Here is a 23961-nt window from a genome sequence, read left to right as displayed (position 1 = left end):
TTACTGCCGCGCCAAGGGGAGCTTGCTGCCCGAAATAGCCCGCTCCTGCATCACATCGCGGCGAAAACGAAACAATTTGGCGGGCCGGCCGGCCGTCCCGCTGGCCATGCCGCCCGTTTCTTCGACCAGATCCTGCTGTTCGATCAGACGGCGAAAATTCTGTTTGTGCAAGCCACGTCCGGCCAAGGCCTCGACCGTCGTCTGCAACTGCAACAAGGTGAACTCAGAGGGCATCAGCTCAAACACGACCGGCCGATACTTGATCTTGGCGCGCAAGCGCGCAATACCTGTCGCCATGATGCGACGATGATCGTGCCGCATCGGCTGTCCCGGCAACGGCGCCGCCTCATTGGCTTCCCGAACCAAGCCCGCCTCATAAAGCAGCTCATAGCGCTGCAACACCATGTCTTCGTTCCAAGGCGCGCCGTCTAGACCGAAACTGTAAGCCAGCCGTTGATGACGTTGAGCGCGCAGACTCGTCTCCACGTCGGCCCAACGCCGCAAACGGTCCTCGATGTCTGCCAATACGGCAGGCGCACCGCTGCGCCAGTCTTCCCAGGGGAAATAACGATACCAATCCTGCCAGCCGACCTGGGCCACGCCCGTGTCGCCCACCTCTCTCGTCAAGGCGAGATAACTAACAGAAATGACCCGTGCGCCGTCCTCGTTGGAGCGGTCACGATCCGCGAAAGTGTAGAGCTGCTCGACATAGCCCAGGGGATGATGGGTCTGGGCCTCCACCCAAGCTCGCAGGCCTGCCTGCAAAGAGCGGTGGCTGAGCTCGAAAGGACCCGCCGGCAGCATCTGCCCGCAATCGGTGGTGAGCACACGCGGCTGCCCCGCCGTCACAGCGACAAGCACAGCCACCAGCTCGGCGGAAAGAGAACGGTCCAAGGCGTCGGCAATCCAAAAACAAATACACGGCCGGGATAAAACCGTGGCCGATTATAGATGCGCCTTCGAAGCTTGCCGTGAGCGATGCGCTGACGGCCAGCCTGGCCCTATTCCGCGCCGTTAAACATATAACCCCAGCCATGCACGGCGCGGATGGGCAAACGCAATTGCATGTCGGAGGCCTTGCGGCGCAAACGGCAGATCAACACATCGATATAGCGCAACCGTATGCCGTCGCTGCGGCCAGGACGCACATCCACCACATCCAGCAGCTCTTCACGGCTAAGCTTGTGTGTCGGCGCCTGCACCAGAGCCTGCAACAACGCGCGCTCCGTGCCGGTAAGCGTAAGACGAGCGTTGCCCGGGCTGGTCAGTACCCAACCATCCTCCAGCAAACGCCAGGTGCGTTCGAGATGATCGACATTGGCCGGTGCCATGCTATTACCAACCAGAGATAGTGAATGTTCTGGAGCAGGGGCCAGCTTATGCGCCAGGCCGCGCCGGGCCAGCGCCTGCAATACTGCGGCCACCTCTTGATGGCGCGTCGCCTGCTCCAGGCAGGCGTCAACGCCGCACAGCAGCAGTTGCACCCGCGCCTCGGAAGACAGCGGCGGCGTCAGCGCCACAATGCCCACACTGGGGGCCAGGGTGCGTAAACGAGATGCCGCGATCAGCACCTCTCCCTGTGGCGCGGCCAAAATGACAAATCCGTGTCGCTGCTGAGCATGCAGTTCATACATTGTCGACAGCTCAGTGCAACTGGCGACTCGAAAACCGGAGTCTACAAGCGAGTTCGACAGTGTCTGTGACAGACCGATGCCATCACAGAACAAGAGCACGCCTGGATTCGCTGCGCTATAGGGTTGATTTGCCAGGGAATAATCGGCAAATTCGAGCGATACCCGGCGCCCCATTACGCGCCATCCCGACCAGCACGAGAGGCCGGCGAAAAGGCCTCTGGACGGCCCGATTTATTCATGCAAAACGTGAAACTGGAAAACACGGATCTCATACTGTCCTGCCTTACCTTATAAATACACGTTCGTGTGAAAAGTAAATCACACTTATGAGTGTTTTGAAACTCGCATGGCGTTTATTTTTCAATCCAGGAACGAAGCTAGATATGAACCGGCCCTGTTACGTTTTGAAAACAACTGCCGCAACCCTTTGCACTCCATGCAAATGGGTATGCTCTAATCGCAGCCCCATTTCTATTCAAGCCGCTGCCGGTGAGCCGTTTCAGTGATCGTCTTCGCACCGCCCGCAACACGCGCGGCTGGACGCAAAAAGAGCTGGCTGAACTCAGCGGTCTGACACCCAGCGCCATCGGCAACTACGAAAGCGGCCAACGCGCCCAGGCGTCCGCCTCGGCCATGCTCAAACTCGCTGAAGTCCTCGGTGTATCCCCCGGATGGCTCGCTCAGGGCGACAGTCCGGCGCCGCCCCCGCCGGCGCCCTGGCCCTTCCCCTCTGTGCCCTATTCGCGCTACCTGCAACTTAAACCGCAGCAAAGACGTCAGCTCGAAGCGCTAATCGGCGCTTATATCGACTCCTGCTCAGGTTGATCTCTTTTTATTGCCAGGGAATCCGCCACGCATTCCAACTTGTCATTCAGCAAGTCGAGCGCGGCCCTCGCCAATTCGAACAAGGCATCGGCTTGGGCAGGGTCCATCGCTTTACCCACAGACGGCGCATCCTGCCGGCTGGACAGGTCTTGCTGCAAAATCGCCAACAAGCTCCCTAGACCCAGCGCCACGGATCGGGAAGACTGCAACGCCTTGATCAGCGCACGGACATCCACACCGCCACTGCCTGGCACCTCGTAATGCCTGAGACGGGCGCCTTCAGGCAGACTGGTCTGCTCGTATTGCATTGTTCAGCTCCATGCGATGGCCGACTGCTTTGCGCGCAATCCGTTATATCCTGAAACACTTGGCCTAATTCTATTGCAATATCAGCCCCTGCGGGCAGTACTTTTACGAAAGTGATGTTTCCACGGCGGGAAATAGCGCAAACTCAAGAGTGGAAACCGCCAAAGACGCATGAGTATCCCTAAAGGCATAACGTATTTCAGGCGGAAAGCCGCGCCTGCATGCATGGCCTGGCCTCATCTTTCATACCCTATCGACCATCCAAGGAACTGTCGTGCACTTCATTTTTCGCGGCGACGAGCTGCTGGTGCGTGAAAACAGCATCGCCCTGCCCGACGCCGCCGCCTGTGCCCTGCTGGGCTTGCGCGCCGACGTCATGCAGCCGCTTTGGCACTCACCGAACGCCGCTGATCGCTGCGCACAGGTGCCGCGTGACGCCCAGGCGCCCGCCGGTTATGTCTTTCGCAAACTGCGTGCCCTGCTGCCCGAATTCGGCGAACAGGCTGCGCTGGCGGGGCGCGCCTTTCAGATCGCCGAGTGGACCCGTACCCATCGTTATTGCGGGGTCTGCGCCACGCCCATGCAGCACTCCAGCCGGGAACTATGCTTGCAGTGCCCCCAGTGCGGGCTGCACTCCTACCCACGCATTTCGCCAGCCATGATGGTGCTGATCAAGCGCGGTGAGCATATTCTGCTGGCACGCCACACGCGCTATGCGACGGCGCGCTATACCGCGCTAGCCGGCTTTGTCGAAGCGGGCGAGAGCGTCGAAGATGCGGTGCATCGCGAGGTCCAGGAAGAAGTCGGTTTACGACTGAGCAAGCTGAACTACTTCGGCAGCCAGTCCTGGCCATTCCCGCACTCACTCATGCTTGCCTTTACCGCCGAGTATGTCAGCGGCGATATCCGGGTACAGCAAGACGAAATAGCGGATGCGCGCTGGTTTGGCCCTGGCGACGAAATCCCGAACATCCCCATGTTGGAGTCAATTGCCGGGCGCTTGGTGCGGGCGCACCTGCCGCCCGGCGCAAGATTGATTGAAACCTAAATCAGTGGATGAGCACGCCGCGTCCGGCGTAAAAACGCTCGAACACGCCGGCAGGCAGGCAGACATCGACACGGGTGGCCGGCGTGTCTCCCGACGGATTGTGAAACACTACGCGCTCGCCATCGGCCTTGGTGATCAACACCAAGTGGCCACCGCGGCGCGGCGGCTCGCTCTGGGGCAGACGGATGGAATGATGGACCGACGCCATGTAGAGACGACCTTTATCCATTAGCGCGGGCAGCTCGGTCGCCTGTAGACCGGTCTTGACCTCGGCTGCCAGACCGAACTCTTCGGACAGCATGGCGACGAAAGGGGCATAGATCATGCCACGAATGTTTTCCGCACTGACCTCGTAGGCGCCATAGTGCCTGGCCAGCCGGGCCAGCTTTAGCACCGGCTCGACTCGCCCCTGCCGGGCGGCCAACACCATTTTCAGGCAGGCCATGCCGCAGACATGGTTGGCCCAATCTACGTATTCCTCTTGCGTGGTCGCCCCGGAGGCCCGCCACAAAGGGTCATCTCGCAAGCTCGCCGTACCAGCCACCAGATCGGGCGCCAGCTCGGCAGACTCCCATTGCGAAAAGTAAGGCACCTGCATAAATGCTCCTCTGAGTTTTATGTCTTGCCATGAGACTGACATAAAGCCCGCAGACGCGCCATCCCATTGTTGCACCGCCGCCGCAATGCCAGGCCCCAACTGGCCTACCGCTGGGGAGTAAGATCGCCGCTTTCCGGCCGCTTACTACGCGGCGCCATCACGAGGCCCGACATGCCACACTCTGCTTCCCGCCTGGTCCGTTTTGACACGGGCCCCCTGCAAAATCCCGACATCGGTAAACCGCGCCGCCCCATCGAAGGGGAGACCGAATTTCGCACCGTTACCGTATTCGAAGGCAACGAAGGCCGGGCGCAATCTGGCATCTGGGAAAGCAGCGCCGGAAAATTCCGCTCCGACACGACCGGCTATATCGAGTTCGGCTACATCTTGGAAGGCCAGGCCCGGCTGGTGGACCCGGACGGTACCGTGCATGAGCTGACGCCCGGATCGCCTTTCATCATGCCCGAAGGCTATAAAGGCCATTGGGAGGTCGATCAGTTCGTGAAGAAGGTGTACTTCATCACTCACGTCGGCTGACGCGCCGCCGCTGGAAACCCCGCATTCCTGACGCGACAGGCCTGGCGCTAAGATGAAAACTCCGCTCCCAACAAACACAACGACCATGAGCCACCCCCTGCTTGAAGTTTTGCCCCGCGACATCTCGGCCTATCGTCAGGGCAATACCGGTATCGACTACGTTCACCGCTTTGAATCGGGCAAACCTGGCCCGCACGTGCTGATCAACGCGCTCACACATGGCAATGAGATTTGCGGCATGTTCGCAGCGACCCACCTGCTCGACAGCGGGGTACGGCCTAAGATCGGCACCCTGACCATTAGTTTTGCCAACGTGGAGGCCTATGAGGCCTTCGACATCGATCACCCCTACGAAAACCGCCAACTGGTGCACAACCTGAACCGCATCTGGTCGCCGCAGTGGCTGGACGGTCCCGAACAAAGCCCTGAATTGCGCCGCGCGCGGGAGTTGCGGCCCGTGGTCGCCGCAGCCGACTATGTGCTCGACATCCATTCGACCAGCACTCCGGTTCAACCCTTCTGGGTGTACTACGATCTGCCGCGCAATGTGGCGCTGGCCACGGCCGTCGGCTCGCCTGCGGTGCATCTGCTCATGCCCGTCGGCAAAGGCCCGGGCGCTCCCGTGATCGGCTATGGCCATCATGGCGATGCCGATTCGGCCAGTAAGGGTTCGCTAGTGGTGGAGTGCGGCCAGCATTTCGCCCGCTCTGCCGCAGATCTCGCCACAGACACCTCGCTGCGTTTTCTATCCCACCTGGGCCTGATCGATGCCCTGCCGCAAACCCAGCCCCAGGCGCAGCACTTCCGCTTGCTGGAAATTCATATGGTCAAGTCGGAAGACTTTCAGTTCGTGCGGCCCCTCGTCGGCTTCGAGACCTTCGCCGAGAACGAACTCATCGCTATCAACGGTGACGAAGAAATCCGCTCACCTTGCGCCGACTGCACCATCTTCATGCCCACCCGCCAGCCCATCGTCGGGCGGGAAGCGGTATATCTGACCCAGGCCGTCTAAAGCCCCAGCGGCGCCTGAGATACCTCAGGCGCCTGGCCTGCCGAGACTTACTGAAATACCCGCTTTGCATTGTTGCGCAGCCTGCTGAGCCCAAGCGCCGCGACGAGTTCTTCTGGCGGGGTGAAATCAATAAGGCCACCGCCGTCATCGGCATGGCCGCACAAACCAATGCACTGGTGACAGCCATGCAGGTGCCGGTAGACGAAGCGTTTCAGGTGACATGAGCGCTGCGGCGAGCCAGACTTGCCGCTTTGCCTTAGGCGCAAGCGCCTGGCGCAAGTGCCGTGCTGCTAAGTTGGCTCAAGGCACTTTCTGCCCCGCTGCGCAGGGCCAGGACGTCGATCCCGACAGCGACAAAGAGGGCGCCCCATGCTATGCAGGCTTTCGCGAAAGCAAGATCTGTTGTCAATATCCCAGGCGCGACACCGGCCGCCTTGATGCGCACGATGGCGTGCTGAATGGCTTCGCGCACCGCAGGGTGGGACAGATCGCCCGGATACCCCATATCGGCGGATAGATCGGCCGGGCCGATAAACACACCATCGACCCCTTCGACGGCCAGAATCTCATCGAGGTTGTCCAGGCCACGCTGGGTTTCAACCTGCAGCAACACGCAAACCCCCGTATTGGCCGACTGCGTATAACCGGCCGTGCGGCCGAAGTTGGATGCCCGTGTGGAGCCGCCGACACCTCGGATGCCGGCCGGCGGATAGCGAGTCGCTTGGACGGCGGCCCGTGCCTCTTCAGCATCCTGGATATAGGGCAGCAGCAGGCTTCTCGCCCCGACATCAAGATAGCGCTTGATAAGCACCGGATCATTCCATGGCGGCCGGACGACGGCATGGCTTCTGACCCCGCCCCCTGGCACGGCGGCGTCTATCGCCTGCAACTGATGCATTGTCGTGCCGAGATCGCCAGGGCCATGCTCATTGTCTATGAGTATCCAGTGATAGCCGCAACCCGCCAGCAGCTCTGTCACATAGGGCGACGGGATGTTCGCCCAGAAACCCAATTGCAGTTCGGACCGCGCCAGCGCGTCCTTGAAGTGGTTGCCTGTCATGCCTTCCTCCGTTGTGATGGCCACATTAATGATGGCCACACTCTTGTTTTCGCTCTCGCAAGAATAAGACCATAAAAGCCGCCGGTGGTGCCAGATCCCAGGGGCGCGTTCCCGCCCTCATCAGCAAAATTATGAGTGTCATCAGCAATCTTTGCGGATGCGTCACGCTTACGAAATGCTGAATGATCAGAATGCGGGACAAGTGTTCACCGAGACACGCGTGCGGCCCGATTCCCGAGCCGACTCCTGGAGCCCTGTCCCATGATCCCGTCCTTTCTGCGCCTCTGCCTGACCTCGCTGTTCGCTACCGCCGCCAGCGCCGCCATGGCGCAAAACACCATCGACAACCAGGCTTTGTCGCAAGCCCAGTTCCGCGAACACAAGACAACCTATGGCCTGGTGTACCGCCTGCCGCAGGAGGCCAACGCCACGCTAGACGCCAAAATCATGCCGAAGGTCAAAGCGGCGCTGCTGAAGGACGGCCTGGCCACCGAAGCCAATACGCCCAATATCCCGCACGTGACGGTGGTGCATATTCATAATGCCGATCCGCAGACGCCGGCTCGCATGCTCAAGGTGCTGCCCAAGCCGCCGGCGCCATTGAAAACGCAGCTCGTGAAGTTCTACACCACCGAAGCCGCCAAGGATGCAGGCCACCCCTGGTGGCTGGATCTGGGCGTCGCCAAGGAAGGGCCCGGCTTCGAAGCCATGATGGCCTACAACACCCAGGCTACGGCGGCACTGACCCCGCTGCGTGACGGCCCTCTGCCCCGTGTCACCGGCCCGGTTTACGCCAAGATGGGCGAAGCCGGCCGCAAGCTGGTTGCCGAGCAGGGCGTCTCCGGCGTGAACGTGGTGAGCAATGGCCAGGAACTGCGCACGCACAACCCGCACACTACGCTGGTCTACAGCATGACGCCGTACGCTCAGCACAAGACCGCGATGGATGTGCTCGCCCAAGAACTGAACGCCGTGCTGCCTGAAGGCATCCCGACCACGTTCAAGGACGTATCCATCGTTGAAATCGGCTTTGCCGGCAACGTGCTGCGCGAAATCTACCGCATCAGCCTGGAAGACGGCTCGGTGCTCGACGTCGCCAGCGGCAAGCCGGTCGTGCGCAACTAAAACCGCAGCAACACTGAGGCGGGCGCACCTTCTCGCTTTGTGCTGAGCCGCCAGCCCCCAGTCGCCAAGACTGGAACATCAATGAAAAAGCCCCTGATCTTGGCGACCAGGGGCTTTTGAATTCTTGGCGGACAGAGGGGGATTCGAACCCCCGATACGCTTATCACGTATACACGCTTTCCAGGCGTGCGCCTTCAACCACTCGGCCACCTGTCCTAATTTTTGCAAATTTGCCGGGGCTGCGCCCTTGCAGAAATTGCGAATCCGCGATTCTAGCAGAAATAGCGGCGTTTTGCGTGGCGCCGAAATGACAAGTATTAGACCGTGGCGCCGAGCTAGGCGCCCGCCCGCTTGCGAGAGGCCGTGCGCAGACTCGCCCTCCAGCGCCTGCACCGAGAGGCTCCGCCACCCACTGAACCGCCCGCGAGTGGCGGGGACTCAAGGTTCGATCTGCCGATAGGCCTGCACCGTGCCATCGGGGCGGCTTTCTTCAAGTCGTACCCGAAAGCCCCACAGACGGCCCAGATGCTTCATGACCTGATCGGCCTCATCGCCATCGAGCGGCCGGCCCCGGCTTTGCTGATGACGCAGCACCAAGGCACGATCTGACTCACGCTGATAGCGCACCACCTGGATATCGGGTATCTGGTTATCACGGTTGTGCTGCGCAGCCAGCAGCTTGCGTATCTGCCGGTAGCCGCCATCGTCATGAATGGCCGCGACTTCGAGCTTGGGACGGGCGGCATGATCGGCAATGGCAAAAAACCGGAACTGCCGGATCAAACGGGGCGACAGATATTGCGCGATGAAAGACTCATCTTTGAAATTGCGCATGGCGAAGTCCAGTGTCTTTCGCCAATCCGAACCGGCGATATCCGGGAACCACCTGCGGTCCTCCGCATCAGGCGTCTCGCAGACGCGCCGGATATCGCTCATCATGGCGAAGCCCAGCGCATAGGGATTGATACCGCCATAACCGCGCTCGTCAAAGCCGCGCTGGCTCACGACGTTGGTATGGCTTTGCAGCACCTCCATCATGAAGCCGTCAGTCACTAGACGCATCTGGTGCATGCGATTGAGCAGGGTGTAATGCCAGAAGGTGGCCCAGCCTTCGTTCATCACCTTGGTCTGGGTTTGCGGATAGAAGTACTGCGCCAGCTTGCGCACGATGCGCACCAGCTCTTTCTGCCAGGGTTCAAGCCGTGGCGAATACTTCTCGATGAAATACAGCAGATTTTCTTCGGGTTCGGGCGGGAAGACAGTGTGCGTCTGCGCGGCCGTTGCGGTCTGCGCAGACGCAACGGTGCGCCAAAGATCGTTGTATTGCCTGCGCGCATGCTCGGCGCGCTCGGCCTGGCGTGCCGACTCTTCACGCAATGAGATGGGCGGCGGGCGTTTATAACGATCCACGCCATGCAGACTCAGCGCATGGCAGGAGTCGAGAATGGCCTCGACCGCTTCAATGCCATGGCGCTCTTCGCAGTCCATCACATATTTGCGGGCGAAAACCAGGTAGTCGAGCACACCGTCGGCATCGGTCCATTGCCGGAACAGATAATTACCCTTGAAGAAAGAATTATGCCCATAGCAGGCGTGCGCGATAACCAGCGCCTGCATGGGCATGGAGTTTTCCTCCATCAGATAGGCAATACAGGGATTGGAATTGATCACGATTTCATACGCCAGGCCCTGCATACCCTTGCGGTAATACTGTTCGTTGCGAATAAACTCTTTGCCATACGACCAATGGGGATAGCCGATGGGCAGGCCGGCCGAAGCATAGGCGTCGAGCATTTGCTCCGATGTGATGACTTCGATCTGGTTGGGATAGCAGTCCAGACCATAGCTTTGCGCAATCGCACTGATGGCGTCGTCGTAATGCTGCAAGAGTTCGAAGGTCCAGTCTGAACCTATAGAAAGGGGCTTACCCGCTTCCAATCCGGTGGCAAGGGCGTTCATGCCGCCTCCTTCTTGAACAGCTCATGAAAGACCGGGAAGATTTCGCTGCGCTGGCTGATGCGGCGCATCGCGAAATGCGGCGAGGTTTCGCGCTCATATTCGACCCACAGACTGCTCTTGCGAGCCTCGGGCGAGTCCGGCACTTCGATATAAGCAAAATAGCGCGTGGCCGGCAGCAGATATTCCGCAAGAAAACGCGCACTCTTTCCGGCATCGGCGCCGAAGGAGTCCCCATCGCTAGCCTGTGCGGCGTAAACATTCCAGGCAGACGGCGGATAGCGCTTTTGCACAATGTCGTGCATCAGCTCCAGCGCCGACAGCACGATGGTGCCGCCACTCTTGGGGTCATAGAAAAATGCCCGCTCATCGACCTCTTCGGCATTGTCGGTATGCCGGATGAATACGACCTCCACTGTTTCATATTTACGCGATAGGAAAAGATAAAGCAGCGTGAAAAAACGCTTGGCCAAATCTTTCTTACCCTCGTCCATCGACCCAGACACGTCCATCAGGCAGAACATCACCGCGCGCGCCGCCGGCGTGACGACCGGCACACGATTGCGGTAGCGCAAATCCAGATCGTCTAGGAAAGGCACGCGCGCAGTGCGCTGCCGGCATTCCTCGAGGGCCAGGCGCAGGACGGCAAGCTCGCGTTCAGTGGCACCACGGCCGATCGCCTCGTCCAGGCTGAGCTCGGCCTCCTCAACTTCATTACGCGCACGTAAGCCCAGCGCCACGCGGCGCGATAGCGAGGCGCGCAACGTACGGTTGACCGATAGCAGGCTGGGCGAACCCGTCATGGTGTAGCCCGCTCGTTGCCACTTCTGCTGAGTCGTATCCGCCAGCTGCGTGCGGATCAGATGCGGCAGCTCGAGGTCATCGAAAAAGAGATGGAGGAATTCTTCTCGCGACAGACTAAAGGTGAACTGATCGGTAGCCTCGCCTTCGCCCGGCTCAGCGCCGCCCTCTCCTGCGCCGCCGCTGGGCCGGTCTATCTTGTCTCCCGTGGTGAACTCGCGATTACCGGGATGAACCATCTCCCGATCGCCCCCCGAACCATGCCGGAAATGCGGTTCAGCGATATCGCGGGCGGGCAAATTGACCTCGCCCCCCTGGTCGATATCAGCAATGGAGCGATCCCTAACCATATCCTGAACCGCCTTGCGGATCTGATCTTTGTAGCGCCGCAGGAAACGCTCGCGGTTGACGGCGCTTTTATTGCGACCATTCAAACGACGATCAATGAGCGAATTCATCATGCCCTCCCGCTCAGGAAGACTTCCTCACGCGCAGATACCACTCGCAAAGCAGGCGGACCTGTTTTTCCGTGTAGCCCTTGTCAACCATGCGATCAACGAAGCTCTGATGCTTGCTCCGGTCTTGCGCCGAAGCCTTGGCATTGAAGGAAATGACCGGCAACAGGTCTTCGGTATTCGAGAACATCTTTTTCTCGATCACTTCGCGCAGCTTCTCGTAGCTGGTCCAGGCGGGATTGCGACCGCCGTTGTTGGCACGGGCCCGCAGCACGAAGTTGACGATCTCGTTACGAAAATCCTTGGGGTTGGCGATCCCGGCCGGTTTCTCGATTTTTTCCAGTTCATCGTTGAGCGCAGCGCGATCAAAGCTCTCGCCGGTTTCCGGATCGCGTAATTCTTCATCCTGTATCCAGCAGTCCGCGAAAGTGACATAGCGGTCGAAGATATTCTGCCCGTACTCGGAGTACGACTCCAGATAAGCCGTCTGGATTTCCTTGCCGATAAACTCGGCGTAACGTGGTGCGAGATGACCCTTGATGAAATCAAGATAGCGGCGGCGCAGCTCTTCGGGGAAGTCTTCGCGGATGATGCGCTGCTCCAGCACATACATCAGATGCACGGGGTTGGCTGCGACCTCGGTCTGGTCGTAATTGAATACGCTAGACAGAATCTTGTAGGCGAAACGGGTCGATACGCCATTCATCCCTTCGTCGGTGCCTGCGTAGTCCTTGTATTCCTGCAAGGCCTTGGCCTTGGGGTCCACATCTTTCAGGCTTTCACCGTCGTACACCCGCAGCTTGGAATAAATACTGGAATTCTCGGGCTCTTTCAAACGAGTCAGCACCGAGAACTGCGCCATCATATCGAGCGTTCCCGGCGCGCATGGCGCCTGCGACAAGGAACTGTTGCGCAGCAACTTTTCGTAGATGTGAACTTCCTCGGTCACCTGCAGGCAATAGGGCACCTTGACGATATAAATCCGGTCGAGAAAGGCCTCGTTGTGCTTGTTATTGCGAAAGGTCTGCCACTCTGATTCATTGGAGTGCGCGAGAATGGTGCCGTTAAACGGGATGGCCGAAAACCCTTCAGTACCCTTGAAATTACCTTCCTGAGTCGCAGTCAGGAGCGGGTGTAGCATCTTGATCGGCGCCTTGAACATCTCCACAAATTCGAGCAATCCCTGATTGGCCAGGCACAGCCCGCCCGAGTAGCTGTAAGCATCCGGATCATCCTGCGAATAACGATCAAGTTTGCGAATATCGACCTTGCCCACCAGCGACGAGATGTCCTGGTTGTTCTCGTCTCCAGGCTCGGTTTTGGCAATGGCGACCTGACGCAGCACCGACGGATTCAGACGCACCACGCGAAACTGCGAGATATCGCCGTCGTACTCTTTCAAGCGCTTGACGGCCCAGGGCGACATGATGCCGCTCAGATAGCGCCTGGGAATTTGATATTCCTGCTCCAGCATTTCGCCGAAGCGCTCCGGATGGAATAAGCCCAGAGGCGACTCATTGACGGGCGAACCTTTGAGCGCATAGATGGGATAGCTTTCCATCAGCACTTTCAAACGCTCGGCGATAGACGATTTACCGCCCCCGACGGGTCCAAGCAGATAGAGAATCTGCTTGCGCTCTTCCAAACCCTGCGCGGCATGCTTGAAAAAAGAGACGATCTGATCGATCACCTCTTCCAAGCCATAGAACTCCTTGAATGCCGGATAACGGCGCATCAAGCGGTTGGAGAATAGGCGCGAAAGGCGAGGATCATTGCGCGTATCGACCAGTTCCGGCTCACCGATCGCAGCCAGCATGCGCTCGGCCGGACTGGCGTAAGCCATAGGGTCTTGTCTAGCCAATGTCAGATACTCTTCGAGTGAGAGTTCTGTATCTTGGTCACGCTCATACTGTGACTTGAAGCCTTCGAGGATGTTACGCACGGCGAATCCTCCAACAGTACTTAAATTACCGAGTCTTAAACCCTGACCCGTGTGACCATTGTGTTCTTCCTTGTTGAGCCCCGCCAATCATTATTTCAATCGCACGACATCACATTATCCAGCCGTCGCACTTTCACCACACAGATTTGGCGGGACCGCTTTCTCAACACCCGTTTAGTCAGGAACGCTCTAAACAAGTTCCATAAATCAGGGTAATCATCATGAAAAAACGGCTGCTTCTTGGCAGCCGTTTTTTCAGAGTGCTAACAGTGAGGCGGTGGATTTCCGCCTGCGATAAGCAAATTTCGCGTGCCTGTTTACGATGCCACCTATCCCGACAAGGGTTCAGGCCGCGCTGCTCATCATGCGTTCGACATAACGCGCAATCATATCGACCTCAAGGTTGACGCTATCGCCCGCATGCACATTGCGCAGCGTGGTGACAGCCTGCGTATGCGGAATGATGTTGATGCTGATCGTGCAAGCCGTGGCGGTATCTTCTACTCGGTTGACCGTCAGGCTGATGCCATTGACCGTGATCGACCCCTTGTAGGCCAGAAAACGCGCCAGGGATTTCGGAATCGAGATCAGCAGCTCTCGGGACTCGCCCACTTCGGAGAAACGCAGCACTTCGCCCAAGCCATCCACATGACCCGACACGAGATGCCCACCTAGCTTATCGCCCAGGCCCAGCGACTTCTCCAGATTAACTTCCCCTTCGCGGTCCAGGCCTACGGTACGGCTCAGGCTTTCACGCGATACATCCACCTGAAAATGCTGCGCCGACAGGCCAACGACTGTCATGCATGCACCCTGAACCGCAATCGAGTCGCCGATCGCAACATCCTGCAAGTCCAGACTGCCAGCATCGATATCCAGGCGCACGCCAGCCGATTCGCCGGCCAAAGGTTTTACCGACACGATGCGGCCCACCGCCGCGACCAAACCCGTAAACATGTGATGACTCCTAAATAAAACTTGCCTGCCGGGCGCTGTCCAGCAAGGCCTGCCAACGCGCCGGATCACGCGCCTGCAAACGCACATCCTCTCCCACACGGACGAGATCGGTAAAGGCATAACGACGCGCGGCGTCCAGGCGCTCAAGCACGGGCAAACGCACCATGCCGGCCGCATCGCCCAACAACACAGGCGCCAGATAAACCAGCAACTCATCTACGCAATCGGCGGCCAACAAGGCGCCGGACAGGCCTGCCCCCGCCTCCACATGCACTTCGTTGCACTCATGCGCCCCCAGCCAACGCATCATGCCGGGCAGATCGACATGTTCGCCCGATGCATCGGGCAGGCAGACCACCTCCACATTGCGGCTGGCCAGACGCTCGGCCTTGGCATGGTCTTGCCTTGCGGTAAATACCCAGACTGGCTCGCCATCAAATAAGCGGGCGTCTTCAGGCACACGAAACTGCCCGTCAACTACGCCCCGCCGGGGCTGACGCGGAGTGGACACCGCACGCACGTTCAATTGCGGGTCATCATGAACAATGGTGCCCAGGCCAGTCAGCACGAGGTCGGCGCGTGCGCGCCAGGCGTGACCATCCGCTCTTGCAGCTTCGCCGGTAATCCATTGCGACAGCCCATTATGCAGGGCGCTGCGTCCATCCAGCGAGGCGGCCAGTTTCAGCCAAAGCCAGGGCGTGCCGCGGCTCATGCGCGCCACAAAGCCCGGATTCAACGCCAGTGCCTCCTCCTCGCATACGCCGGAACTGACCTCGACACCTGCCGCACGCAAGCGTGCGAAACCCTGCCCGGACACCCTGGGATTGGGATCGCCCAAAGCTACGACCACTCGCGCCGGCGCGGCCGCCACCAAAGCATCGACGCAAGGCGGCGTTCGACCGAAATGGCTGCACGGCTCCAGCGTCACATAAACCGTCGCGCCCGCCGGATCATGCCCGGCGGCGCGGGCAGCACGCAGCGCCATGACTTCAGCATGGCCCCCGCCCGGAGGCTGGGTCGCACCTTCGCCCAGAATCTGGCCATCGCGCACGATGACGCAACCGACACGGGGATTGGGCGTGGTGGTGTAGAGCACCTCCCGGGCCAGGCCCAGGGCGCGCTGCATCCAGTAAATATCTTGGCTATCGCTCATTCTGACGATTGTATCTGCCTGCCCCGGGTCGTGCCGCAGGGCACCAGACCGCATGGCATGGGTGCCCATTATGATGTCCGTTTTGGTCTTATCCTGGTCTTCCCGCGTGCTCGTCAGGCAGCCCGCTATGCCAGCAGAATGCATGCGTTCTCCTTTCCTTTTGATTCGAGCACCATGAAAACAGCCCTCCTCCTCATCGACGTTCAAGAGTCCTTTCGTCAACGTCCGTTTTGGGATGCTGCAGAACTCCCCGACTTTCTGCGCAACACCCAGAACCTGATCGACAGCGCCCAAGCTCGCGGCATACCGATCCTGCAGGTGTTCCACATCGCGCAGCCGCAATCTCCCTTCGCGCTAGAGTCAGGATATGTCCGCACGCTGGATGAATTGTCGCTGACCCCCACGGCGGTCTTCCACAAAACGGTGCACTCCGCGCTCTTCGCGCGGGCCGCCGATGGCAGCACCCTGCAAACCTGGCTGGAGCAGCAGGGTATCGAGCAGGTGGTTGTCGCGGGCATCCGCACCGAGCAATGCTGCGAAACCACGGCCCGTCACGCCGCGGACAGCGGCTACAAGGTACGCTTTGTGACCGACGCCACCCTGACCTTCGCGATGCAAAGCCCCTCAGGCAAGCACTACACGCCCGCCGACATCCGCGACGCCACCGAGTTGGTGCTGGCGGGCCGTTTTGCGAAGATCGTGCCGGCCAGCCGGGCGCTGGACGACTGATGGCAACAACGCCGGTCTATTTTCTGATTCAGGAAGGCATCGTCCTTCTGGATCTGGCCGGCCCCGCCGAGGCTCTGCGCATCGCCAACCGCTTCGTGCCGGGCCGCTATACGCTGCACTATTGCGGCCCGCAGCAGGAAGTGGAAAGCAGCTTGCAGGGCTTGTATCTATCGCGCCTCGCGCCCTTGCCTGAGCATCTGCCTTCAGACGCACTGGTGGTCGTATCCGGCCTGGTCGGCTCACACTATGCGCTAGACCGCCCCGATCAGCAAACGCTGATCGCCTGGCTGGCCCAACGCGCACCGGCCGACGGATTCAAGCTCATGTCGGTCTGCGCGGGCGCTCTGATGCTCGCGGCCGCAGGCCTGCTATCCGGTCGGGACTGCACCAGCCACCATAGCTGCCTGGACCCGTTACGCGCCCTCGCTCCCGATGCGCGTGTCCTGGAAAACCGCATCTTCGTCGAGTCAGATGGCCTGTGGACCAGCGCCGGCATCACGGCCGGCATCGATCTGGCCCTGTATCTCATCGCACAGGATTGCGGGCCGCGCGTGGCCAGCGAGGTCGCGCGCGAGATGGTGGTGTATCTGCGCCGCTCGGGCAACGATGCCGCGCTCTCTCCCTGGCTGGATCATCGTAATCATCTGCATCCCGGCGTACACCGCGTACAGGATGCCGTGCTGCGCAACCCGGCCGCCGACTGGTCTGCGCAGACCTTGGCAGATCATGCGCACACCAGCGCGCGCCATCTCAATCGGCTGTTTGACGAACATGCGGGCTGCACGCCCATGGACTATCTCTATCGGGTAAGGCTAGCGATGGCCAGAGAATTGCTGCGGGAAACCCGCCTGGGCCTGGAGCACATCGCCGAACGCACCGGCTTTGCCTCGGCGCATCACATGCGGCGCGTCTGGAAGCGCTACGAAGGGCAGCCGCCCAGCGCCTCACGCGCAGAACCCTGAACGCTATTCTTTGCGCAGCTTGCCCGCCCCCAGTCGCGGCCCCTGCATCTCGCGTATGGCCTCGACAAACTCGCCGATGTCTTCAAAGCTCTTGTAAACCGAGGCAAAGCGCACATAGGCGACCTTGTCCAGACGCTTGAGCTCGTTCATGACAAGCTCACCGATGTGCTCGCTCGCGACTTCGCGCGCACCACTGGCCAGCAGCGTGTCCTCGATGCGCGCAACGGCGCCATCGACCTCTTCCGTACTGACTGGCCGTTTACGCAAAGCGAGCGCCAGACTGCCGCGCAATTTGGCAGCGTCGTACTCACTGCGGCTGCCATCGCGCTTGACCACCGTGGGCATCGCAAGCTCGACGCGCTCATAAGTCGTAAAACGCTTGTCACAGGACAGGCAGCGCCTGCGACGCCGAATGGTGTCGCCTTCTTCTGACACTCGGCTATCAACCACCTGAGTATCGGCATGTCCGCAAAATGGGCACCTCATCTCATTCCCCCGTGCCTGTAATCGCGCTATTGTAATAACAGCTTCATTTACTGCGGTTTGCGGCAGGTCTGGGCTGTTGTTCCTGGCGCACAAGCACAAAAAAAGGCGAGCCCGCGAGCTCGCCTTTTTTACATTCCAGCGCCGCCTTACTTGGCGCTGTAAACCGGCAGACGCGACGTCAGCTCGTTCACCTTGGCGCGGACAGCGGCGATATTCGCCTCGTCATGCGGGTTTTCGAGAACGTCGGCGATCAGGTTGCCGGTCAGTTCGGCTTCGGCTTCCTTGAAGCCGCGCGTGGTCATGGCCGGCGTGCCCAGACGGATGCCGCTGGTGACGAAGGGCTTTTCCGGATCGTTCGGGATGGCGTTCTTGTTGACCGTGATATGGGCCTTGCCCAACACGGCTTCGGCTTCCTTGCCGGTAATACCCTTGGCACGCAGATCAACCAGCATGACGTGGCTTTCGGTGCGACCCGACACAATACGCAGACCACGCTTGACCAGGGTTTCGGCCAAGACCTTGGCGTTCTTGACGACCTGGCTGGCGTAGTCCTTGAACTCAGGCGACAGGGCTTCCTTGAAAGCCACGGCCTTGGCCGCAATGACATGCTCCAAAGGACCGCCCTGGATGCCCGGGAAGATGGCCGAATTGACGGCCTTCTCGTGCTGGGCCTTCATCATGATGACGCCGCCACGCGGGCCGCGCAGCGACTTGTGCGTGGTCGAGGTAACGAAATCGGCATGCGGCACCGGGTTGGGGTATTGGCCGCCAGCGACCAGACCCGCGTAGTGAGCGATATCGACCATGAACAGCGCGCCATTTTCGCGGGCGATGCGGGCCATACGTTCAAAGTCGATGTGCAGCGCATAGGCGGAAGCCCCCGCCACGATCAGCTTGGGCTTGTGCTCACGGGCCAGCGCCTCGACCTGGGCATAGTTCAGGACTTCGTTTTCGTCCAGGCCATAAGACAGGAAGTTGTACAGCTTGCCCGAAGCATTGACGGAAGCGCCATGCGTCAGGTGGCCGCCCTCTGCCAGGCTCATGCCCAGCACGGTGTCACCCGGCTTGAGCACGGCCATGTAGACGCCCTGGTTGGCCTGCGAGCCCGAGTTGGGCTGCACGTTGGCGGCTTCAGCGCCAAACAGTTCTTTCAGGCGATCGATCGCAAGCTGCTCGACGATATCAACGTATTCGCAACCGCCGTAATAACGCTTGCCGGGATAGCCTTCGGCGTACTTGTTCGTCAACTGCGTGCCCTGGGCCTGCATGACGGCCGGACTGGCGTAGTTTTCGGAGGCGATCAGCTCAATATGCTGCTCTTGACGTTCGTCTTCTTTCTGGATGGCGGCCCAAAGGTCGGGGTCCACCTTGTCGAGGGTGAGCTTGCGGTCGAACATGGAGGGAGATTCCTGGAGCGGAGAAGAAGAAAAAGATTGCGCTAGTGTACTCTGTCCAGGCACGCCGACCCCGATTTTCCTGCGGCAATTCCAGTCAAAAACAGCGCATTGCGTTGGTAAAAACCGCCAATGCGCTGCTTAGTGAAAGTGCGCTCATGCCAACCATGAGCGGGGCTCATATGAGCCCCGTCAAGCAGAGTCAGGATGCCGAGGTGGCGCCGATCTGGCAGGGGGCCAGCGCCGGATTGAGCGTATAGGTGCCCGTGACCGAGGCCTGAGCCAGGATATGCCCCTCCATGGCCTTCAACACTTCCGGCCCCGTGAACTTACCCTCCACCGCCAGGCGCGGCACATCCAGCGCGTAGAGCGTGAACACATAATCATGGACGATGGCATCGTTCCAGGGCGGGCAGGGGCCGTCGTAACCGAAGTAATCACCGCTCATGTCGCGGTCAGAGGCAAACCAGCCGGTGTAGTCATTCAGGCCCTGCCGCACATCGTCAGGCGCAAGCGGACCGCCCTTGCCTCGCGGCGTGACATCATGCGAATAGGCCCCCTCCTCGATCTCCCGCAGATGAGCCGGCAGATCAATCAGCACCCAATGATAGAAATCCAGGCGCGGCAGGCTTGCTGGCACCTCACGGCCTTCCTGATTGACGTCATCAGGTTGCGAAGGCACGTGCGGATCAACGCACAGCAGCGCGAAGGACTGGGTGCCGGCAGGCACGTCATCCCAAGAAAACTGCGGGTTGAAATTATCCGCCAGCGCCACGTGCGATTGCGGATCGATTCGGCCAAAAGCGTAACGTTCGGGGATGGACTCACCATTAACGAAAGACAGACTCGCAAGTTTCATGTTCGTGCTCCTTAACGGTCAGGGCCGCCAGCGCCAGCCAGCGTCACACCGCCAAATTAACACGGGCAAACTTCCGTTTCCCCACTTGCAGCACGTATGAGCCCGCATTCAATTGCAACGATCTATCTTCAATTTTTGCGCCGTCGATCTTGACACCGCCCTGCTCGATCGCACGCTGCGCCTCGGAACTGGACGCGCACAAAGACGATGCGCGCAAAACGTGCAAAATCCCCATGGGCGCACCCGCCAGATTGACCTCGGGGATATCGTCAGGAATCGCGCCGTCGCGGAAGCGGGCCTCGAAATTGGCCAGCGCCTGTTCGGCATCTTTTGCACTATGGAAGCGGGTGATGATTTCCTGGGCCAGGGCGACCTTCGCATCGCGTGGATTACGGCCGGCGTCGATTTCCGCCTTCAGCGCGGCAATGTCTTCCAAGGAACGGAAAGACAGCAGCTCGAAATAACGCCACATCAGGGTGTCAGAAATCGACATCAGCTTGCCGAACATCGAATCAGGCGATTCCGAGATGCCGATGTAATTCCCCTTGGACTTGGACATCTTGTCCACACCGTCAGTCCCGACCAGCAGCGGCATCGTCAGGATGCACTGCGGCTCCTGGCCATATTCTTTTTGCAGCTCGCGGCCAACCAAGAGGTTGAACTTCTGATCGGTACCGCCGAGTTCAAGATCCGCCTTGAGCGCGACCGAGTCGTAACCCTGCATGAGCGGATACAGGAATTCGTGCACCGCGATCGGCACGCCGGTCTTGAAGCGGCGGGTAAAGTCCTCGCGCTCCATCATGCGGGCCACGGTGTAACGCGAAGCCAGTTGAATCATGCCGCGCGCGCCCAGCGGATCACACCACTCGGAGTTGTAACGGATTTCGGTGCGGGCCGGGTCCAGCACCAGACTGGCCTGGGCGTAATAGGTCTTGGCGTTGTGCTCGATCTGCTCGCGCGTGAGCGGCGGGCGGGTGGAGTTGCGGCCACTGGGGTCGCCGATGGTGGAGGTGAAGTCGCCAATCAGGAAGATGACCGTATGGCCGAGATCCTGAAGCTGACGCATCTTGTTCAGCACCACGGTATGACCCAAATGGATGTCCGGCGCAGTCGGGTCCAAGCCCAGTTTAATGCGCAAGGGCACCCCGGTGGCGCGGCTGCGCGCCAGCTTGCGGGCGAACTCGGACTCGACCAGAAGCTCGTCGCAGCCGCGTCGCGCGATCCGCAGGTCTGCTTCTACTTCGGGAGTGATGGGAAATTCGGCTTGCGACATGAGAATAGGCCCCGGATGACGGGAGTTTCAACGGAAAAAGGTGTAAAAACTGCGAAAATCGGTCGAAAATTCTAGCTTATTCAGCTAGGATACTGCCCTAATCATACGCAACTGTCATTTTCATGGCCGTTGGCGTCACTGCTAGTCGCACGTTATTCCAAAGTCAGCCCACGAAACCGTCGCTTCGGCGCAAGCCTACCTCCGGTCCGCAGGCCGCCAGGGGGATAGCCGAGGGTCCGACGTCTTTGTGCATCTGTGCCATCGAAGGTCCGCCCAATGAATCAAGGCTTGAACAGTCTGGTGCGTAGACTGAGCCGCAAGATTGCCGCCCTGTTTGCCCCTGCCACCGAACCGGCGCCCTCACGCGGCCGTTCGCTTGTCCGCCGCACGCTGCTTGTCTCCTCCCTGGGTCTGTTTGCCGGCGCCGCCGCGCTCGGCATGGTGCAACAGCCCGACCGCACCGAACTGCCCCCGTTGAGTCTCATCCACAGTGAGTTGAGGCTGCAACCTGAACAGCTTCAGGTCAGCGCCAGCACTCCCGCCCCCTATATCAGCGAAACACGCATCCGTTCCGGCGATACGCTGGCGAGCGTGCTGCAGCGCCTCGATATCGACGATAGCAAACTCCAGACCTTCCTCACCCACGACGCTTCCGCGCGCAGCATCTACCGCCTCTATCCGGGCCGTTCGGTGCAGGCCGCCACCGACGAGGAAGGCAATCTGGTGTGGCTACGCTACATCCACACCCCGGGCAACGAGGCTGACGGTCAGGTCTACACCAAATTGCTGCACGTCGAAGCCTCGGACGATGGCTTTAAAGCTCGGGAAATCACCGAAACCACCGATCTGCAAACCCGCGTCGCCGTGGGCACGATCCACTCGTCGCTATTCGCCGCCACCGACGCAGCCGGTATCCCTGACTCCATCACGATGCAGATGGCCGACATCCTGGGCGCCAAGATCGACTTCCTGCGCGACCTGCGCCAGGGCGACCAGTTCCGCGTGGTTTACGAAGTGCGCTCGCATGACGGCCGCTACGCCGGCGCCGGCCGCCTGCTGGCGGTCGAATTCCTCAACAACGACAAAAAATACAGCGCCGTCTGGTTCAGCCCCGACAATAAATCGGGCAGCTACTACGACTTTGACGGCACCAGCCTGCGCGGCGCCTTCCTGCGCACCGCCCTGAAGTTCAGCCGGATCAGCTCGACCTTCGGCATGCGCATGCACCCCATCCACAAGACCTGGACTGGTCACAAAGGCGTGGATTACGCTGCTCCTTCGGGCACGCCCATCCACAGCACGGCTGATGGCACCGTCGATTTCGTCGGCTGGCAAAATGGCTACGGCAATGTGGTGATCATCAAGCATCACGGCCAGTACTCGACGCTTTATGCCCACCAAAGCCGTATCCGTCCGGGCCTGAAGAAAGGCGACAAGATCGCTCAAGGCGACCTCGTCGGCTATGTTGGCGCAACGGGATGGGCCACCGGCCCGCACCTGCACTACGAATTCCGTATCAACAATCAGCCCGTCGATCCGCTATCGGTGGATCTGCCTGTGGCACGCAAGCTGGAGCCGGCCGAAGTCCGGGCTTTCGCCAAGGCCGTGGAGCCCTACAAGCAGCAGATCGAACTGCTGACCGAGTTCCAGCACACGCTGCCCGAATCCATGACCAACGTGGCCAGCCGCTGACATGACCCAGCCCATCAACGGCCCGGACAACCCGGGCCGTTGTTTCATCGGCCTGATGTCGGGCACCAGTATGGACGGCGTGGACGGCGTGCTGCTGCGCCTAGATGGCGCTCCCCATCTACTGGCCAGCGTAAGCCTCGACATCCCACCGTCTTTGCGCGCCACGCTGCTGGCCCTCAATAGCAGCGGGCCCGATGAACTGCATCGCGCCGCGCTGGCCGCCAATGAACTCGCGCGTTTGTATGCCCAGGCTTGCGCGCAGCTGCGGCAGGCGGCGCCAGAAGCGCGGGTGCGGGCCATCGGCGCACATGGCCAGACCGTGCGCCACCGGCCGGATCTGGGCTATACCGTGCAGCTCAATGCGCCGGCGCTTCTTGCCGAACTCAGCGGCATCGATGTCGTGGCCGACTTCCGCAGCCGCGATGTGGCCGCTGGCGGACAGGGCGCGCCTTTGGTGCCGCCCTTTCATGACGCGATGTTCGGCGGCCGAGGGGCGCCACGCGCCGTGTTGAACCTGGGCGGTATCGGCAACGTCACCCTGCTCGTACCAGGGCAGGCTCCGCGCGGCTTCGACACCGGTCCGGCCAATGTGCTGCTCGACGCGTGGTGCCATGCCCATACCGGCAAGCATTACGACCACAACGGAAACTGGGCTGCCACAGGCTCGGTCAGCAAGGCATTACTGCATCATCTTCTGAATAGCGAACCCTGGTTTGACCTGCCCGCCCCCAAATCTACCGGACGCGATCTGTTCGGCCTAGGCTGGCTGCATAAGCACCTGGACAGTTCGGGTCTGAGGCTTAGCCCGCAGGATGTGCAGGCCACGCTGGTGGAGCTGACAGCGCAAACCGTGGCCAGAGCCATTGCCAGCGAGCCGATCCAGGATCTGCTGGTATGTGGCGGCGGCGCCCGCAATCCTGCCATCATGCAAGCGCTGGCGCGCGCCCTGCCTTGCCCTGTCGCACCTACCGACAGCGAAGGCGTGCCGGGTCAATGGGTGGAAGCCATGGCTTTCGCCTGGCTGGCTCAGGCTTTTATCGACCGTCTGCCTGCTGGGCTGCCTGGCGTGACGGGCGCCCGCGGGCCTCGCGTGCTTGGCGCGCTCTATCCCGCCGCCTGATCCAGCAGAATACGAAAAAAGCCCCCGCAGGGGCTTC

At 60.3% G+C, this 23961-nt stretch carries 23 protein-coding genes and 1 tRNA gene; 9 read left to right on the top strand and 15 right to left on the bottom strand.

Annotated features, from left to right (window positions below; translation table 11 throughout):
- Together U0029_RS02370 and U0029_RS02365 are read right to left on the bottom strand one after the other, a co-directional pair.
- Positions 1-906 carry an NUDIX hydrolase gene (locus U0029_RS02370; RefSeq protein WP_114852225.1) on the bottom strand — a complete coding sequence of 302 codons (906 nt, stop codon included), beginning with the start codon at positions 904-906 and terminating at the stop codon, positions 1-3.
- 95 nt (positions 907-1001) lie between these two features.
- On the bottom strand, positions 1002-1592 hold the full coding sequence (locus U0029_RS02365; protein ID WP_231838533.1) for a winged helix-turn-helix domain-containing protein: 591 nt from the start codon (positions 1590-1592) through the stop codon (positions 1002-1004).
- A 531-nt stretch (positions 1593-2123) separates the two neighbouring features.
- On the opposite strand from U0029_RS02365, the gene U0029_RS02360 reads away from it, so the two are divergent.
- Complete coding sequence (locus U0029_RS02360; protein ID WP_049794175.1) at positions 2124-2459, top strand: helix-turn-helix domain-containing protein; 336 nt, start codon at positions 2124-2126, stop codon at positions 2457-2459.
- Here U0029_RS02360 and U0029_RS02355 read toward each other — a convergent pair.
- Positions 2435-2767, bottom strand: coding sequence for a hypothetical protein (locus U0029_RS02355; RefSeq protein ID WP_012418585.1), 333 nt, complete (start codon positions 2765-2767; stop codon positions 2435-2437). The two genes, U0029_RS02360 and U0029_RS02355, sit on opposite strands and share 25 nt — an antisense overlap.
- A 272-nt stretch (positions 2768-3039) precedes the next feature.
- Here U0029_RS02355 and nudC point away from each other — a divergent pair, with 272 nt between their 5' ends.
- On the top strand, positions 3040-3813 hold the full coding sequence (gene nudC / locus U0029_RS02350) for an NAD(+) diphosphatase (RefSeq protein WP_039051857.1): 774 nt from the start codon (positions 3040-3042) through the stop codon (positions 3811-3813).
- Position 3814: 1 nt separating this feature from the next.
- Here nudC and U0029_RS02345 read toward each other — a convergent pair whose 3' ends face one another.
- Positions 3815-4411, bottom strand: coding sequence for a C39 family peptidase (locus tag U0029_RS02345; protein WP_039051858.1), 597 nt, complete (start codon positions 4409-4411; stop codon positions 3815-3817).
- A gap of 171 nt (positions 4412-4582) precedes the next feature.
- Between U0029_RS02345 and U0029_RS02340 the strand changes: the two genes are divergently transcribed.
- Both U0029_RS02340 and U0029_RS02335 read left to right on the top strand, forming a co-directional pair.
- A complete protein-coding gene (locus U0029_RS02340) occupies positions 4583-4948 on the top strand; it encodes a cupin domain-containing protein (protein ID WP_012418588.1) in 366 nt (121 codons plus the stop codon).
- Between the two features lie 52 nt (positions 4949-5000).
- Entirely contained in the window at positions 5001-5960 is a 960-nt protein-coding gene (locus U0029_RS02335; protein WP_012418589.1) for a M14 family metallopeptidase, read from the top strand.
- 256 nt (positions 5961-6216) lie between these two features.
- Here the strand turns inward: U0029_RS02335 and U0029_RS02330 are convergent, their stop codons facing one another.
- On the bottom strand, positions 6217-7020 hold the full coding sequence (locus U0029_RS02330) for an HpcH/HpaI aldolase family protein (protein WP_039051876.1): 804 nt from the start codon (positions 7018-7020) through the stop codon (positions 6217-6219).
- Between the two features lie 261 nt (positions 7021-7281).
- On the opposite strand from U0029_RS02330, the gene U0029_RS02325 reads away from it, so the two are divergent.
- Positions 7282-8145, top strand: coding sequence for a hypothetical protein (locus U0029_RS02325; protein WP_012418591.1), 864 nt, complete (start codon positions 7282-7284; stop codon positions 8143-8145).
- 125 nt (positions 8146-8270) lie between these two features.
- On the opposite strand, the gene U0029_RS02320 is transcribed toward U0029_RS02325, so the two are convergent.
- The 6 genes from U0029_RS02320 to ribD all read right to left on the bottom strand — a co-directional run bounded on the left by U0029_RS02320 (position 8271) and on the right by ribD (position 15382).
- Positions 8271-8361, bottom strand: a tRNA-Ser gene (locus U0029_RS02320).
- A gap of 222 nt (positions 8362-8583) precedes the next feature.
- The gene (locus U0029_RS02315; RefSeq protein ID WP_012418592.1) at positions 8584-10104 is read right to left on the bottom strand and encodes a SpoVR family protein; all 1521 of its coding nucleotides are present in this window, start codon (positions 10102-10104) and stop codon (positions 8584-8586) included.
- Complete coding sequence (locus U0029_RS02310) at positions 10101-11360, bottom strand: YeaH/YhbH family protein (RefSeq protein WP_012418593.1); 1260 nt, start codon at positions 11358-11360, stop codon at positions 10101-10103. The genes U0029_RS02315 and U0029_RS02310 overlap by 4 nt, the downstream gene beginning before the upstream one ends.
- 13 nt (positions 11361-11373) lie before the next feature.
- The gene (locus tag U0029_RS02305) at positions 11374-13290 is read right to left on the bottom strand and encodes a PrkA family serine protein kinase (protein ID WP_370510835.1); all 1917 of its coding nucleotides are present in this window, start codon (positions 13288-13290) and stop codon (positions 11374-11376) included.
- 354 nt (positions 13291-13644) lie between these two features.
- Entirely contained in the window at positions 13645-14256 is a 612-nt protein-coding gene (locus U0029_RS02300; RefSeq protein WP_114852223.1) for a riboflavin synthase, read from the bottom strand.
- Between the two features lie 10 nt (positions 14257-14266).
- Positions 14267-15382: a bifunctional diaminohydroxyphosphoribosylaminopyrimidine deaminase/5-amino-6-(5-phosphoribosylamino)uracil reductase RibD gene (gene ribD, locus U0029_RS02295; protein WP_114852241.1), complete on the bottom strand. Its 1116-nt coding sequence runs from the start codon at positions 15380-15382 to the stop codon at positions 14267-14269.
- A gap of 201 nt (positions 15383-15583) precedes the next feature.
- Here ribD and U0029_RS02290 point away from each other — a divergent pair, with 201 nt between their 5' ends.
- Positions 15584-16138 (top strand): cysteine hydrolase family protein, encoded by a 555-nt coding sequence (locus U0029_RS02290; RefSeq protein WP_114852240.1) that lies wholly within the window; start codon positions 15584-15586, stop codon positions 16136-16138.
- Positions 16138-17100, top strand: coding sequence for a GlxA family transcriptional regulator (locus U0029_RS02285; RefSeq protein ID WP_012418598.1), 963 nt, complete (start codon positions 16138-16140; stop codon positions 17098-17100). The genes U0029_RS02290 and U0029_RS02285 overlap by 1 nt, the downstream gene beginning before the upstream one ends.
- 3 nt (positions 17101-17103) lie before the next feature.
- On the opposite strand, the gene nrdR is transcribed toward U0029_RS02285, so the two are convergent.
- The 4 genes from nrdR to tyrS all read right to left on the bottom strand — a co-directional run bounded on the left by nrdR (position 17104) and on the right by tyrS (position 21112).
- Positions 17104-17586, bottom strand: coding sequence for a transcriptional regulator NrdR (gene nrdR / locus U0029_RS02280; protein WP_012418599.1), 483 nt, complete (start codon positions 17584-17586; stop codon positions 17104-17106).
- Positions 17587-17732: 146 nt separating this feature from the next.
- A complete protein-coding gene (gene glyA, locus U0029_RS02275; protein ID WP_012418600.1) occupies positions 17733-18983 on the bottom strand; it encodes a serine hydroxymethyltransferase in 1251 nt (416 codons plus the stop codon).
- Between the two features lie 199 nt (positions 18984-19182).
- Positions 19183-19839, bottom strand: coding sequence for a YbhB/YbcL family Raf kinase inhibitor-like protein (locus tag U0029_RS02270; RefSeq protein ID WP_012418601.1), 657 nt, complete (start codon positions 19837-19839; stop codon positions 19183-19185).
- Positions 19840-19882: 43 nt separating this feature from the next.
- Positions 19883-21112 carry a tyrosine--tRNA ligase gene (gene tyrS / locus U0029_RS02265; protein ID WP_012418602.1) on the bottom strand — a complete coding sequence of 410 codons (1230 nt, stop codon included), beginning with the start codon at positions 21110-21112 and terminating at the stop codon, positions 19883-19885.
- Between the two features lie 276 nt (positions 21113-21388).
- Between tyrS and U0029_RS02260 the strand changes: the two genes are divergently transcribed.
- On the top strand, positions 21389-22804 hold the full coding sequence (locus U0029_RS02260) for a M23 family metallopeptidase (protein WP_012418603.1): 1416 nt from the start codon (positions 21389-21391) through the stop codon (positions 22802-22804).
- A gap of 1 nt (position 22805) precedes the next feature.
- Entirely contained in the window at positions 22806-23924 is a 1119-nt protein-coding gene (locus U0029_RS02255; protein ID WP_114852222.1) for an anhydro-N-acetylmuramic acid kinase, read from the top strand.
- The last annotated feature ends 37 nt before the right edge of the window (positions 23925-23961 follow it).

It is taken from the genome of Bordetella avium (assembly GCF_034424645.1).
GTDB classification, from domain to species: Bacteria; Pseudomonadota; Gammaproteobacteria; order Burkholderiales; family Burkholderiaceae_B; genus Bordetella; species Bordetella avium.
Note: the sequence above shows the minus strand (reverse complement) of the source record. Positions and strands in the feature narration are given on the sequence as shown.

What these genes read in the sequence shown, in the direction of transcription:
- U0029_RS02355 (WP_012418585.1), bottom strand. Translation starts at nt 2,767, where the DNA reads ATGCAATACGAGCAGACCAGTCTGCCTGAAGGCGCCCGTCTCAGGCAT.
- U0029_RS02345 (WP_039051858.1), bottom strand. Translation starts at nt 4,411, where the DNA reads ATGCAGGTGCCTTACTTTTCGCAATGGGAGTCTGCCGAGCTGGCGCCC.
- U0029_RS02340 (WP_012418588.1), top strand. Translation starts at nt 4,583, where the DNA reads ATGCCACACTCTGCTTCCCGCCTGGTCCGTTTTGACACGGGCCCCCTG.
- U0029_RS02335 (WP_012418589.1), top strand. Translation starts at nt 5,001, where the DNA reads ATGAAAACTCCGCTCCCAACAAACACAACGACCATGAGCCACCCCCTG.
- U0029_RS02330 (WP_039051876.1), bottom strand. Translation starts at nt 7,020, where the DNA reads ATGACAGGCAACCACTTCAAGGACGCGCTGGCGCGGTCCGAACTGCAA.
- U0029_RS02325 (WP_012418591.1), top strand. Translation starts at nt 7,282, where the DNA reads ATGATCCCGTCCTTTCTGCGCCTCTGCCTGACCTCGCTGTTCGCTACC.
- U0029_RS02315 (WP_012418592.1), bottom strand. Translation starts at nt 10,104, where the DNA reads ATGAACGCCCTTGCCACCGGATTGGAAGCGGGTAAGCCCCTTTCTATA.
- U0029_RS02310 (WP_012418593.1), bottom strand. Translation starts at nt 11,360, where the DNA reads ATGAATTCGCTCATTGATCGTCGTTTGAATGGTCGCAATAAAAGCGCC.
- U0029_RS02300 (WP_114852223.1), bottom strand. Translation starts at nt 14,256, where the DNA reads ATGTTTACGGGTTTGGTCGCGGCGGTGGGCCGCATCGTGTCGGTAAAA.
- ribD (WP_114852241.1), bottom strand. Translation starts at nt 15,382, where the DNA reads ATGCAGCGCGCCCTGGGCCTGGCCCGGGAGGTGCTCTACACCACCACG.
- U0029_RS02290 (WP_114852240.1), top strand. Translation starts at nt 15,584, where the DNA reads ATGAAAACAGCCCTCCTCCTCATCGACGTTCAAGAGTCCTTTCGTCAA.
- U0029_RS02285 (WP_012418598.1), top strand. Translation starts at nt 16,138, where the DNA reads ATGGCAACAACGCCGGTCTATTTTCTGATTCAGGAAGGCATCGTCCTT.
- nrdR (WP_012418599.1), bottom strand. Translation starts at nt 17,586, where the DNA reads ATGAGGTGCCCATTTTGCGGACATGCCGATACTCAGGTGGTTGATAGC.
- glyA (WP_012418600.1), bottom strand. Translation starts at nt 18,983, where the DNA reads ATGTTCGACCGCAAGCTCACCCTCGACAAGGTGGACCCCGACCTTTGG.
- U0029_RS02270 (WP_012418601.1), bottom strand. Translation starts at nt 19,839, where the DNA reads ATGAAACTTGCGAGTCTGTCTTTCGTTAATGGTGAGTCCATCCCCGAA.
- tyrS (WP_012418602.1), bottom strand. Translation starts at nt 21,112, where the DNA reads ATGTCGCAAGCCGAATTTCCCATCACTCCCGAAGTAGAAGCAGACCTG.
- U0029_RS02260 (WP_012418603.1), top strand. Translation starts at nt 21,389, where the DNA reads ATGAATCAAGGCTTGAACAGTCTGGTGCGTAGACTGAGCCGCAAGATT.
- U0029_RS02255 (WP_114852222.1), top strand. Translation starts at nt 22,806, where the DNA reads ATGACCCAGCCCATCAACGGCCCGGACAACCCGGGCCGTTGTTTCATC.